This is a genomic window from Spiroplasma endosymbiont of Polydrusus formosus (assembly GCF_964263245.1).
Taxonomy (GTDB): domain Bacteria; phylum Bacillota_I; class Bacilli_A; order Mycoplasmatales; family Mycoplasmataceae; genus Spiroplasma.
Window position 1 is genome coordinate 152541 of sequence record NZ_OZ181656.1, and the last position, 15180, is coordinate 167720.

The 15180-nt window shown below is 25.0% G+C and carries 11 protein-coding genes; all 11 read right to left on the minus strand.

Annotated features, from left to right (window positions below; all coding sequences use genetic code 4):
• Positions 1–91: 91 nt before the first annotated feature.
• Positions 92–505 carry a hypothetical protein gene (locus ACE38S_RS00840; protein ID WP_374695942.1) on the minus strand — a complete coding sequence of 138 codons (414 nt, stop codon included), beginning with the start codon at positions 503–505 and terminating at the stop codon, positions 92–94.
• A gap of 782 nt (positions 506–1287) precedes the next feature.
• Entirely contained in the window at positions 1288–1416 is a 129-nt protein-coding gene (locus ACE38S_RS00845; RefSeq protein WP_374695943.1) for a hypothetical protein, read from the minus strand.
• Positions 1417–2419: 1003 nt separating this feature from the next.
• Positions 2420–4822: a phenylalanine--tRNA ligase subunit beta gene (gene pheT / locus ACE38S_RS00850; RefSeq protein WP_374695944.1), complete on the minus strand. Its 2403-nt coding sequence runs from the start codon at positions 4820–4822 to the stop codon at positions 2420–2422.
• Positions 4823–4834: 12 nt separating this feature from the next.
• Positions 4835–5872, minus strand: coding sequence for a phenylalanine--tRNA ligase subunit alpha (gene pheS / locus ACE38S_RS00855; RefSeq protein WP_374695945.1), 1038 nt, complete (start codon positions 5870–5872; stop codon positions 4835–4837).
• A gap of 666 nt (positions 5873–6538) precedes the next feature.
• Complete coding sequence (locus tag ACE38S_RS00860) at positions 6539–6772, minus strand: hypothetical protein (protein WP_374695946.1); 234 nt, start codon at positions 6770–6772, stop codon at positions 6539–6541.
• Positions 6773–7596: 824 nt separating this feature from the next.
• Positions 7597–7773, minus strand: a complete 177-nt coding sequence (locus ACE38S_RS00865) for a hypothetical protein (RefSeq protein WP_374695947.1) — start codon at positions 7771–7773, stop codon at positions 7597–7599.
• 365 nt (positions 7774–8138) lie between these two features.
• Complete coding sequence (locus ACE38S_RS00870) at positions 8139–11351, minus strand: ABC transporter permease (RefSeq protein WP_374695948.1); 3213 nt, start codon at positions 11349–11351, stop codon at positions 8139–8141.
• 534 nt (positions 11352–11885) lie between these two features.
• Complete coding sequence (locus ACE38S_RS00875; RefSeq protein WP_374695949.1) at positions 11886–12092, minus strand: hypothetical protein; 207 nt, start codon at positions 12090–12092, stop codon at positions 11886–11888.
• A 588-nt stretch (positions 12093–12680) separates the two neighbouring features.
• Positions 12681–12974, minus strand: coding sequence for a hypothetical protein (locus ACE38S_RS00880; RefSeq protein ID WP_374695950.1), 294 nt, complete (start codon positions 12972–12974; stop codon positions 12681–12683).
• A 61-nt stretch (positions 12975–13035) separates the two neighbouring features.
• Positions 13036–13731, minus strand: coding sequence for a M48 family metallopeptidase (locus tag ACE38S_RS00885; RefSeq protein ID WP_374695951.1), 696 nt, complete (start codon positions 13729–13731; stop codon positions 13036–13038).
• A gap of 32 nt (positions 13732–13763) precedes the next feature.
• Positions 13764–15101, minus strand: a complete 1338-nt coding sequence (locus ACE38S_RS00890) for an MFS transporter (RefSeq protein WP_374695952.1) — start codon at positions 15099–15101, stop codon at positions 13764–13766.
• Between the last annotated feature and the right edge of the window lie 79 nt (positions 15102–15180).

Genomic DNA, 15180 nt, shown 5'->3' on the forward strand with positions numbered 1-15180 from the left:
TAGATGACCAGAGACATTCATAGTTTAATATTTGAAAATTCAATATTATATTCAATAATTGTCAAACAATTATTAACTTTTCTGTGTTTTTCTATTTTATTATGTGGTTTATGTTTACCTTTTCGTAATAAATTTTCTTTATTAAAATTATAACGAGAAAAGTTAAACATATTATATATAAGGTATTTGAACAGATAAAATTTTTGTCAATATTTCTTATTATATTTGTAATAATATCTAGTGAATATTGTTCATAATTAACTAAATAATTAATAATTTCGAGGTAAATTTTATTTAATGTTTTTGTTTGCAACAAGATTTTTTTGTCTTTATTACTATTTTCATAAATTTCAATTGGGTTTAAACCAATAATCAACATTTTATAAATTTTATGGACAGTTATTTTACTTTGATTTATTTCATAAACTGTTTTTCTGATTGAATAATTAAAATTTTGATATTGTTGAATTGAAATTAATTTTTCTATTGTGATTTTTTGATACATTGTGTTATTTATCCTTTTTTAAATTTGGATTTTAACACAATATTTTTATTTGTTTAACTGTCTTATTTAATTTTATAATTCAGAAACAATATTAACTTAAAATTGTTGGGGTGGTTTAAGCGAATCATTTTGAAAATACAATTTCAAATTAATCACCAATCGCAAAAACAATTATTGGAAAAGGTGGTGATTTAGTTTAAATCAAAGGAATTCAAGAACCATATAAGGTTAAGGTTTTAACTGTTTAGTAAATAATAAATTAAGTAATTTTAAAATTACTTTTTTAGAAACCACAAACATTTTATATTTTTGGTATTTACATTTTTACAAAATAAATTTTATTAATATTTTAAATAGGGGATTGGAATTTATGCAAACAAAGCAATATTTAATTTTTGCGGTCGTTAGTGAAAAAGTATGGTAAAGATATTATTATTAATACTGTCAATTACTGTCAATAAGATTGCAAATGGATTAGCAACCATTTTTATGACACTTTTTATATGGATTGTTGTTTTCTAAATTCAACAGGTGTTAAATAATTTAAACTACCGTGAATTATAATATTGTTACATCAATGCATAAAGTCAAATAATTTGTATTTTAATTGGGTTAAATTTATAAATTTTTGTTACTTGACAAATTATTTTTTAAAACTTTTGTAAATTGTTTCAGCCCCAGCATTATCATAAGGATAACCTTTATTGCTTAATGATTGTTTGGTGTTAAAAATATTTAAGGTATTATCAATGATTTTATTTTTAAATTCATTACTCCAGTTATTATGAAATAACGTAATTTGTTTTAATGATTTTATAATTGAATAAAAAGTTTCTTTGCACTAGTTGTACTATTTTATTTGTCTCGACATTATAGCCAATTATTTCACGATTAAACAAGTCAATTAACAAACAAAGATAATGTTATTTAGCACCACATTGAACATATGTTAAATCATTAACAACAACTTCATTGGGTTGTGTGTTTATTAATTTTTTAAATTAACGGTTTAAAACGTTGCTAATTTCGTCGTTATTAACCACCAACTTATGATTACGATATTTTAATTTGGTGCATTTAGATACTAACTAATTTTTAATCATAATTTGGTGAATTTTTCTTCGCGATAAGATAATATCTTTTTAATTTAAAAAGCTTTAATTTTACAAGATCCATAAATTTTACGATTGGCATTAAATGCGCTGATAACTTTTTGTTCATAATTATTAACATCAACAATAGCCACATTTATTAATTTGATAGTAATATGTTGATTTTGCTATCTTTAATTTTGATCCTATTTGACCAATTTTTCGCATGGAATATTTTTCTTTATTATTGTTAATAATTTCTATTTTTTATCAACCATCAGCACCGCTTGCTTTAAAAGGTTGTTTTTCATTATAATTGGATTAATTCTTTTTGCAAGGCAATCAAGTCAATTTTCTTCAACAGTGCGATTATTTTTCGCTTTAAAAAATCCAGAATTATGAAATTTTTCAATTAACTAATATATAGTTGATTTTGACACCTTATATTATTTAAAAATTTCAAGAATTGTTTTGCCATTTTGATAAAGTAAAACAATTTGTTTTTTAAATTAATATACCGATGAATTTCTTCCCTATTTTTATATTCCTACTTTCTTCATAATTATATTTTATTTGAAAATTAACATAAATATGATCCAACTTATTGTAACCTATTCAACTTCTTTTTGATTTGATTTTTTTCACTTCATATTACAGATTATAATTTAATAAAAATTAAAGAAACTTAAAAAAATAATTATTAAGTCATAAAAAATATAAAAGTAACATTTACTTAAACATTCTATATTTATAAATTATGTTAAATTAAAAGAATTAAGTTCTCCTTGCTCTAGTTTAACTTAATTATCAATAAATTTTATTTTTAACGAATTGATAATTCTAATTTTGTTAAATTATTTTTAATTTGTTCAAATTGTTTATTAATTTCTGCTTCTGTTAATTGTTTTGTCATACCATTAAAAGTAAAACTAATTGTTAAAGCACTATAGCCATCTTTAAATTTCGGATCAAAATATTGATCAATAACTTCCATCTTAACAACATTTTTTACCCCAGCTAAAATTTTCTTTTTAATTTGCTCATAGCTCACCGTTGTTGGCACTCAAATTGAAATATCACGGTTACTTGCACTAAATTTTGAAAGTGGCGTAAAAAATGTTTGTTTTTTATTCGAATAATTAAAAATTAATTCGAAGTTAATTTCACCAAAATAAGTAGCTCCTTTTAAATCAACAGAATTTTGATAAGCGGGGTTAATGACCCCAATCACGGCTAATAATTGCTTCCCCAATAGAACACGACTTGTTTGATAAGGATGATAAACTTTATTTTTGGGATTAGCTTGATATGATAATTCATTAATATCAATTTGTTCACTTCGCAAATAAGCTTCCAACAAACTTTTGACATAGTAATATGAATTAGCTAGTTTATCACCTGTTACTTTATTTTCAACAATTTCCGCTTGACTGACAAAAGCCCCATGATAATAACTTTCTCCCTTGTTAGCATAAATCTTTTCAACTGTAAATAATTTAATATTTTTATTATTTCGTGCATTATTATACACCACACTATTTAGTAAACTATTTGTTAAACTTAGTCGCATTACTTCATGTTTTTTGGATAATGGTGATAATAATTGATGTGGTTTTTGATAATTAAAAAAGTTAAAGTCCTTAATTTCTTGTTGTTTAACTAAAGCATATGTTTTTGCTTGATAAAAGCCATTATTTAACAAGAAAGTTTCAAAATTCTTGATTGTTTTCTCCGCTGGGCGGTTTTCTTTAGCCAAATTAGGTAAAACTGGTGGTTCTGAAACAATATTGTTATAACCAAATAAACGCGCAATTTCTTCAACTATATCATCCTTTTGAAAAATATCCGTGCGCGCGACTGGTGGAGTCACAAGTAAAATTTCCGCGGCCTCTTCAAAATGAAATGCTAACGGTTCTAACAAAGCTTTAACTTCTAATAAACTAAAAGGATGCCCAATTGTCTGGTTAATTTCATTTAATGTGATCCGAATTGGTTCAACAGTTTTATTATATTTTTTAATAAAATTTAAAACTGACAATTCCGCTAAAAAACCATTAATCTTTAATAAATATAAATAACGCGATAATCCTAACCCAACCGTTGCATAACTAAGAGGATTAATATAACGTTGTAAATTAATATTACTAATTCCAACTTTCCGTTGTTGCTGACGATGACGCATTAAAATATGATTTAAATGTAAAGCTAACACAGTTATTTCGGTTGTTGTTGAAGTAATAGCATAAGCCGGATTTACCTTAATTCCAATTAATTCCACAAATTTGTTATTGTTAATGACAACTAAATCCCCTTTTTTAATATTAAAATCCTTATTTTCATAATTATCCGTAATTTTTAAAGGACCCTTAATTTTATTAAAATCATATAATAATAATGGTTGTCCGGTTTCGATCGCTGTTTTAATTGCTAGATCGCCAAATGGATCAGCGCTGTTTGATTGATATTCATTAATTTTTAATCAAATTCGATCGGCTAATTTTAATGGATTTTTTTCAGGTGTTAACTTTGCATTAGCACTAATTGCTGATTCAACAACCATAGTCTCAATGCTAACTTGCAAAGGGTTTTGATATCCTTTTAAATTTTCCGTTGATTCTAATTCTAATGGAAATAATTCTCGTTTAAAATAACGCGCTAATTCTCGGGCTAATTCATAAGCACTTAAACAATCACTGCGATTCAATGTTAAATCAATGTCAAATAAATAATCGGTTAACTCAATTTTCGGTAAAATATCTTCAGCATCAATCATATCATAAGAAACTTCTTTATCATTAAAAGTTAAAATAATTTTATCTTTTTTGACTGTTGTTAAACATTTCTTGGAAATTCCCAGTTCGTTTAAATAACATATCATTTCTTCTGACACATATCCTTTAATTTGTTGTTTTGTAATTTTAGTGTCACCCGCTAAAATTGTTTCTGGACTAGCAACAATAACATACTCATTTTTCACAGGATTACTAGCTTCGCAAACAATCGAATCAACTAATTCTTGCCCTTTAGCAACTAAATAAAACTTTAAATTCGTATCGAGAATTTCATTGACAATTTGTACCCATCCAAAAACAACATCGCGATTATGATCAAAATTATGTGTACGCTTAACTTCAAATCCCAAATTATTTAAAGCAACCACAATATCGTCATTACTAATATCGGTAAAATCAATATATTTATCTAATCATTTTTTTGTAATAATCATCTTTAACACCTTCTAATCAAATTTCTTAAATTGTTCTAAAAAACGAACATCATTAGTATAAAAACGACGAATATCATCAATTCCATATTTTAACATTGCAATCCGTTCAATCCCAATCCCAAAAGCAAACCCCGTTAAGGTTGGATCTTGACCACACGCTTTATAAACAAGTGTGTTAATCATTCCGGCCCCCATAATTTCAATTCATCCCGTTTGTTTACAAATTGAACAACATTTGCCTTGACAATTAACACATGTTACATCAACTTCGACTGATGGTTTGGTAAACGGGAAAAAACTTGGTCGTAACCGAATTTGTGTTTTTTCACCAAACATTCTTTGACAAAAATATTGAATTGTTCATTTTAAATTAGCAAAGGTAATGTTGGGGGCAATTAAAAAACCATCAATTTGCATAAATTGATGTGAATGTGTAGAGTCATCATCATCGCGACGATAAGTATTTCCTGATGAAATCATTGCAATGATTTCATTGTTATTTTTCATTTGGGAAATTGCGTGAGCTGTCATATTGGTACAATGTGTTCGTAATAAGGTATTTTTTGTTAAATAAAATGTATCTTGCATATCACGAGCTGGATGCCCTAATGGTAAATTTAAACGTTGAAAATTATATTCATCATCATCAACTTCTTTTCCAAATAAAATATCATATCCTAGTTCTTGAAATAATTGTGAAATCTCATCAATAACTTGATTTAATGGATGCTTTGTTGCTAACGTTAAATTATACCCTGGCAATGATAAATCAATTTTCTCTTGTTCAATGGATGTCATTAATAACGAATCTTCCAATTCAGATTTTTTATTTTGGCATAAATTAGTTAATTCCGCCTTAATTTTATTTGCTTTTTGGCCAACTATTAACCGTTCTTCATAACTTAAATTCTTCAATTTTTTTAATAAATAATTTAACAATGATTTTTTTCCTAAATATTCTAATTGAAGCTCATTAAGTTTCGCAACTGTTTTTGCTGCAGTAATTTTTTTAATTGCTTGTTTAAATAATAATTTTAATTCTTTTTCCATCAGTTTATCCTTTCTTGTTTAATCTTAATTAAATTATAAAAATTATGGTAGTATTCATTATTCTTAGGTTTTGAATAAAATTAAATAATTAGAAACAAATTAGTATTCGCTTATATTTAAATGATAACAAAATTTATAAAAAATTCAACTTTTTTAAAAATATAATTTTTAGTTAAAAAATATTTTCTAAAATTATTAATTTTGACAAACTAAAAAACACTTTTTAAAGTTATTACCAATTTTAAAAGGTTTTTTTATTTATAAAGATAAAAATTGATTTTGTGATTGATTTAAATTAAAAATATTAAATTCAATTTTTTCTTCATTAGTTTTATTAACTTTTTTCATCAATTATACCATTAATTCTTAACATTGAAGAAATTATCATATTATTAAATGTTTCTTTACAATATATTTTTGCCCACGCCCCTTAATTTATTTAATATAATGTGAAATATCTCCTTTAACGTGACAACCGATATTATATTATAATGCTTGATTTTTAACGCCTTCTTTATTGTTTTTAATTAATTCAATAGTTTCTAATAAAAATTTCTTTTTATTTTCAATAACATAAAATAAATGACATATTAATAAATTTAATAATATTTCATAATTTCCAACAAAGAAATATATTTTTGCTAATTTATATTTTAATATATTAATTTAATTTATATTTCGATATAGGAATAATTCTTTAAATATTTTTAATAAATGAAATTTATCAAAAATATAGGAGGTAGTGTTATTTTTATATTTTCCTTTTATTGCTTTGTAAATTTTTTTAATTTGTTTTTCACCATCACTTAATATTAATATTTTAGTATCTTCATTAATATCATAAGTATTAATTAATTTAGAAATTTTATCAATAAAATTAATAATATTATTTTTTGTCATTTTTATTAGCAGTTTTATTTATCATTTCAAAACATCCTTTTTTATTTTTAATTACTGGATTGGTAACCCTTTTAAGACACTTTTTATATGGACTGTTGTTTTCTAAATTCAACAAAGTATTAAATAATTTAAACTTACCGTTAATTCGAATATTGTTATATCAATGTACAAAGTTAAATAATTTGTATTTTAATTGGGTTAAATTTATAAATTTTTGTTACTTGACAAATTATTTTTTAAAACTTTTGTAAATTGTTTCAGCCCCAGCATTATCATAAAGACAGCCTTTATTGCTTAATGATCGTTTGGTGTTAAAAGTACTTAAGATATTATCAATGATTTTATTTTTAAATTCATTACTCCAGTCAGTATGAAATAACGTAATTTGTTTTAATGGTCTTGTAATTGAATAAAAGGTTTCTTGCTCTAATTGTACTGTTTTGTTTGTCTCGACACACTATAGCCAATTATTTCACGATTAAACAAGTCAATCAACAAACAAAGGATAATATCAAATGTCATTTACCACCACCTTGAACATATGTTCAATCACTAACAACAACTTCATTGGGTTGTGTGTTATTATTAATTATTAAATTCACGGTTTAAAACGTTGCTAATTTCGTCGTTATTAACCACCAACTTATGATTACAATATTTTAATTTGGTGTATTTAGATACTAACTAATTTTTAATCATAATTTGGTGAATTTTTCTTCGCGATAAGATAATATCTTGTAAAAATTAAAAAGCTTTAATTTTACAAGATCCATAAATTTTGACGATTGGCATTAAATGCGCTGATAACTTTTTGTTCATAATTATTAACATCAACAATAGCCACATTTATTAATTTGATAGTAATATGTTGATTTTGCTATCTTTAATTTTGATCCTATTTGACCAATTTTTCGCATGGAATATTTTTCTTTATTATTGTTAATAATTTCTATTTTTTTATCAACCATCAGCACCGTTCTCTTTAAAAGGTTGTTTTCCATTCGTAATTAGATTAATTATTTTTGCAAGGCAATCAGTTAATTTTTTCAACATTTCGATTATCTTTTGCTTTAAAAGATCCAGAATTATGAAATTTTTCAATTCACTGATATACAGATGATTTTGACACCTTATATTCCTTAAAAATTTCAAGAATGGTTTTGCCATTTTGATAAAGTAAAACAATTTTTTTAAATTAATATAACGATGAATTTCTTCCTATTTTTATATTCTTACTTTCTTCATAATTATATTTTATTTGAAAGTCCACATAAATATGGTCCAACTTATTGGAACCTATCAAATTAATTGCTATTTCTAAACCAACGATTTAATTTAAAATTTTATAACCTTATTATAATCTATTTTACTCCGTTAATTCATTTATTTTCTGTTTTTTTAATAAGTACATTGATAAAAATCATGATAATGATAAAATAAGATTAATAATAACACCAACTTTAACTGGTGTTTGTCAATTTAATGGTAAATTAATTACAAACTTAAAATGCTGTAAAATAATATTAATTGCAAAATGCCAAATTAAAAAGGAGATAACATAAGCTAGAACAAAAGTAAATAAAACCCCCAACACATAATTACCAATAACAATAAAGTTTACTTGGTGTGGTTTATATCCTAATGCTCACATTGTTAAAATAATTTGGCTAGCTTCATAAATCACTGACGAAGTAATAACTGCTAAAATGATAAAAATAATAATCCCGTTTAACATTTGTAAAATTAATAATGAATCATTTATCATTCCCAGTCCGGCTTTTGCTAATATTTTTTTTAAGGTAATTAATTCAGCATTATCTGGACTAGTAAAAACACCAATATCACCACCAGTACTAGTTAAAGTTAGAAAAATCTTTTCTAAATTATCCATAATATCATGATTAAAAATATTAATTGTTAAATTTTGTAAGGTAATTTTATAATTTTGTTTTCCGGTTAATAAATCTTTAGGGTTAATCTTATCATAAATCATTTTTTCTTTTGAAATTACACCATCATATAAATATTCCACTGGCTTTCCTTCAATGTCACAAAATATGAACCAAATGTTAGCGGCATTAATAAAAATATTACTTCTTATGGTATCATTTTTATTAATTTCTTGTACAATAATTGTTAAATTATAAGGCGTTACCGTATTTTTAACCGTAAGTTCAAACGAATCACCAATCCCTAAATTATTTAACTTTGCTATTTTTTCTGAAATAATCGCCGGGATGTTTGTTCTTGTTAGGGGCGCCGAAAATAAATTATTAATAACTATAGGATCAACACCTTCAATTTGATAAAATTTACTTCAAGTTTGTGTTTCAATTCCCCGCAAACTAAGATCACTAATTACTGCTGTCTCCCGATTGCTAGGGGTTACCGCTAAATTAATAATTGGTAATTCTGTTTGTGGATGATAATATAGGGTATTAAAACTAACAACAACTTTAACTTTCGTTTGGTCAATTAAACTGCTTAAATTAAGAATATTTTTTGCCCAATTAGGGATTTTTATCTTATTATGATTTATATTTGTTAAATCTTTGAAAACTTGAATTAAATCAGTTAAATAAACTGACTGATAAATTGGTTTATAAATAGCAAGTTCTTCTCATAATTTAATATTTGCTGGTTCTTGATGAATCGCGGTTGCTAATTTGTTAAATTTAGTTAATGAAACAACTTGCGTTTGTTCAATATCACTAGTTGGTAACACACGAAAATGATTTGTATTGATTAATTGTAATTTATCTTCCCCGCTAGGATTTTTATAACTTGTGGCCATTGTTAATGTATTAGGAAATTGAAAGAGATGGTCAACATCTTTTTGATAAGTATTACTAAATGCTTGCACAATATCACTAAAAATATCCGATGCATTAAATTGAATAATAAATATTAAGGAAGAAACAAAGAAAATAAACATTACAATCACTCATTTTCAAAAACCTTTTAAGGTAAAAGCTAATTGAATTCGAAACAAGAACGTTGCTTTACTAAAAATCTTTTTAATTCCAATCATTAAACCATAAAAACGAAATTTTCCACCACTATTAATTAAAACTAAACTTGGTTTTTTCAAATAACTAATGGTTAATAAAAAGGATAACGCTGTAAAAAAGATTGGAATAACGAAAAATAAAATAAACATAAATCATCATGATACATAAATTAATTTAAATGTAATTAATAAACCTGTTATATATAAGGTACTAACATATAACTGAATTGGGATACTAAAGCAATATCCGATAACAATCCCAAAAATCATGGTAACAAAAAACTTGGTAGAAAAAATTCACGATAATTCTACCGATTGATAACCAAAGGCTTTAAAAATACCAATTTGACGACGCGTTTTGTTCATTTCTTTTTTCATCGTATAATTAATAAAAAGAAATCCTAAAAATAAGAGAATAACCCCAATTGCGCTATATAAAATAATTTGAATGTTAATATTTTGCGTTTGCAAAGCAATATAATTATCTTCATATGGAACTAATATAGCAGTCGGATTAATATATGCTTGCCCCAAGTTTTCTTTTAAAATTAAAGTTGCATTAGAATGATTTAATTTAATTAAACTTTTTTGGGTGTTGTTCAATTTAATTGTTCCTAATTCCCCTATAACATTATTATCTTGAATTATAGCTTGAAACTCTGCAGTTGTAAATAAAACACCATATTTTCGAATATCATTATTGTTAGTTATTTTTAAATTTGTACGCTTAACAAAATTATCTAAATTATTCCCAATACCAACTATTTTTAAATCAAATTTTGGTTGTTTGGGAATAACTGGTAAAATATCGCCAATTTTGAAATTATTTTGTTCCGCAAATAAACTACTAACAACTGTTTCATCTACTGCAAGTGGTAACCTTCCCTGGTATAATTTCAATTGATTAAAATTAACATTTCCGGTCTTTTCTAAATTTTTAACAACAGCTGGGGTAATATTTAAAGTATAATTTTTACCAGTTTCTTGTTTAAACGAGATTGTTTCAAAAACGCCGGGACTATAAGTGGCCGCAGGTCGCTGACTTAATAAGCGCGTTGTAAGTTCCTTACTCCAATTATAATTATATTCTTTAAAATATCACAACATAATTGGATTAATACCATCGATATGTTGATTAATTCCTCGACTCGTTTTTATTTTGTCTAATTTAATAATAATTTGTCGTGTTCGACAAATTATTTGCATTTCAACACTTGGGAGAGTCGTACAAACAGCTTGAACTGATCTTCATCAGCCACTATTTCTCGCTAAAATTGCTTGGTTGGTCCCTGTAATATTAATTATTTGTTGATTTTTGTTAACAAATTTATTATTTAAATAATAATCTTCCAAAAAATTATTTTTATAATCTTTTGCCTCGCCTATTAAATAATAATCTCATTTCTTCGAAGTATAAATTAAATCATTATATTTTATTTTATATTGTAATGCGCCTGATAAAATCCCGGCAATTGTGGCAATAATAATGATAATAAAAAAAATTAAACCTCCCGCTTCAATCCAATTTTTAAAATATGATTTTAAATAACTCTTTAAAATTTGACGCACCGTTTTTTCTACCCCTTATGTTAATCTATTATATCAAATCTAAAAAAATAAAAAATAGATGGATTATCTATTTTTTATAACTGCAGATTATCATCATTGCCAATTAGTTCAGATAACAAAAAACCAATTTGGTTAATAATATTAATTGATAAAACTGATTTTTATACTGAAATATTTCATCCTTATTTAAACAGTATAAATAAGTTCCAACAATTGCTGCTTTAAATAATTCAATAACCTTGGTCGATTAAACTAGCAATTAAACAAATTAAAGTATTCCTCATTATACTTACAGCAATATAAGATGGTTACCAGTACCATTAACATAAATAATATTTCAATCGGTAATAAATGACCGGTATCATTTTAAAACAATAATAATTTTATATTTATTAGCAAATTATTTCGCAATATTAATCCAATTACTTAAATTTTCTGTAACACTTTTATTGATTAAACGGCGATAATTATAACACATGTATGGTTAAAATAGTAAGACCGCGCAACTTGCTTAACAACGGTTGATCTAATAAATTAATTCCGTTGGTATCAATAACGATTTAACATTTTATAATTATATAAAATATAATTTAAAGTATTATATGTTCTTTCAGTCTCTCCCTTTCTCATCTCACAAGCAATAACATTAAATTTATTATTTAATAAATCTATAATTCTAACTTGATCAGAAGCATTATAAAAAGTAATTTCTGGAGCAGTATTATTTGTCTTTCCGAGCAATTAGAGAGAAAGGGTTTGAATATTACTAAGCCAACCCCGACATTTAAAGCTATATTTGTAACTAATGTTCCATAATTTAAATATTATAAACTTGAAATAAAAATAAGTAAATTACCATAAATACCCTTATGTGAAATTAGCGAACATTAATATAAATGAATACTATCACTATAAAATAATTTATTATCAATTAATTTCGCACAAAGAGCATTAATATCATTGTGATGAAAACCTAATTGTAAAATAATAATTCGTCCTAAATAAGGAATAATATCGCAATAATAAAGATGATTTATAAGTAAAAAAGGTTATTGTTTCATTTGCTTCAATTACAATAGTTGGAATTTAAACAGTATAATTTTCAATTACATCAGGAACATCAAACGTTAAAACATATTTTTGACTTTGGTTAACTTTTACAATAATTTCCGCAATTGCGGGAGGCATTTATATGATAAATAATTCCAAAAATACAATCAATAATAACGTCTGTCCACATAATTACTTACTTAATATCATCATCTAAAAAAGAAATTGTGATATTATGGACCTTTTTAATTAAGGAATAATAATTAAAAAATGCCACTTCTATTGTTTTGGTTGTTTAAAATGTTCTTTTATCCATAAAAATATGAACATAAATCTTTTTTGTGCCATAATTGTGCCATAATATTCACTAATTAATTTTGCTAAACAAAGACCAATGCTACCATTATTTCCAATATTGCTTAAATTTAAAAAACTATTAACAGTGTAAATTACAACGATGAAATAACCCCTCGGCAGCTTTTGCAATAAATTTAATTGGCGTAATTTCAAATTAATTAAGGATATAAGGTCTTTAATATTTTTACTATCTTGTTGATTACTAATATAAAGCATATATAAATTATATTTTTCATTTCATTACTTAGTTAAAATATAAATTAAAAAGAAAACCATTTTAAATTCCTGGTTTTTTTAAAATTTCAACCTTTTCGCGATAATTTGGCATATATTTTTCAACGTGATATCAAAATGTTTTTGAATGATTATGATGAACTAAATGGGATAACTCATGAATAATAACATATTCTAATACCGTTTGGTTAAAATGAATTAATTTGGTATTTAAAACAATTTTTTTAGTTTGGGGATAACAAACACCTCATTTGCGAATCATTGTTTTAATTGTTAAATTTTTATAAGACAAATTCATCGTTTTTGCTCATTTATTTAATAATTGTTCAAATTTACAACTAAATTTTTGTTTTAAAAAACTATGTAACTTTTTAACATTTTCATCATAACTACCAGCGTCTTTTAATAAAAATACTTGATGATTAATAATTTTTGTATTAACATTTTCTTGGGTTAATTGCAATGGATATTTTTCATTAAAAACATAAACATAATCTGTGTCATCAGGAGGGTTGTTAATAACAATTTTCCGATAATTATAGTGAACATTAATTACTGTAATAATTTTTTTAATATTTTTATAAATTAAAGCTTCAATTTCTCAATCATGCGCATAGCTAGGGGCTGATATTTTAATTTTGCCATTATTAATATTCAACACAATATTTTTTTGTTTTTTAATAATTAAATCATACTTAACTAAATTGCCCTGATACGGTAGCACTTTTTGCAATGCCATGCTGTTCCTCTCTCTATCATAATTTACCTTAATTAATGATTATAATCTATTTTGTCATTATTTTCATTATAATCATCAAGATTATCATCTAAATTTGATGATTGAAAAGAATGCTTCGTTGTTGGTTTTTTAATAATATCTTCGCGATATTTTTTTCCGGCAGTTCAAATTTTATCAATATCACCTAAAAAAACTTTCCCATAATATGAACTATCAACACGCGCATTTGGATTAATTCGTTGTTTTCCGCTTGGTTGTGGCGCTGAACTAATTCGTTCAGCTAATTCTGTTGTATTTAATAGCATATTTTGCTCTGATTTTGGAATAATAATTGAACTATGCAAAGATGAATTTTCTTTTGATGATCATTTCCCTTCACCAAAAATTAGCAATGAATAATCGTGGTGTTTAATAATATCGTCTTTTTGTACAAAATTACCTTTTTTTTCAAGCAATAAACCTGCTGGTGATTCATCAATAATTTTTTCTCCATCTTTAATTGTACGTAAATATTGGCCCTCTTTGTCTTCAACGCGCATTGCCTCATTTGAATTATGAATATTACCATTATTTTCTTCCTCTGAGGTAGAGGTAAGATGGGTCCCACCTTCTTCATGTAAAAGAACATTACGAACAATCTTCGCTTTCAATAAAGCCATCTTCGCTTTTAAATCATTCGTTGATGAAACTATTTTATTAACCACTGGTGTTCGTTTTCCAATGGCAGAAAGTTCATCAGAACTTAACCTCTTTTTTTGCGGTATTACGTTACGTGCTCCAATTTTATCAGTTTTTAAATTAATTGTTGACAAAATATTTTGTTGATCTTCGGTTAATAATTTCGTTTTTTGAAATTTGCCATAACAAACTATTGCTAAAACACCACCAATGAAAGTTAAAACTGGTCCAATAAATAATAAAATAATTCCCGTATTAAAGTTACTACCTAATTTAAAAATATTTAAAACTTTATTTAAATTCTCTGGTTGTCCAGCAAGAAAAACAACCATTGATAATAAAATAACACTTACTATACCAACAAAAAAAGCTAAACTAGATCCAAATTTTTTATAATCACTATTTTTTCTTAAATAATTTGTAATTAAATACATTGACGCTAAAAAAGCAGAAATTGTTATTAAAATACTACCGACTAACCCTGGTTTTTTCATCATATTATCATATACTCTTATATTTGAAAATTGCAAAATTAAACGCCCAACATCTTCTAATAACATGTATGTGGCATCATAAATAAACATTTTACTACTAATTTTATTTTTTAAAATAATTAATAATCAAAATAGTAATGTACTAAAAATTCCTCCAATTGTTAAGAAAGTTAATGAAATTATTCGTAATTTCTTCATTTTTTCACCTATCTTTTAATCATAACAAACCATACATATATTTTATTAAATATATATCGTAATTATACCTTATTTCTAT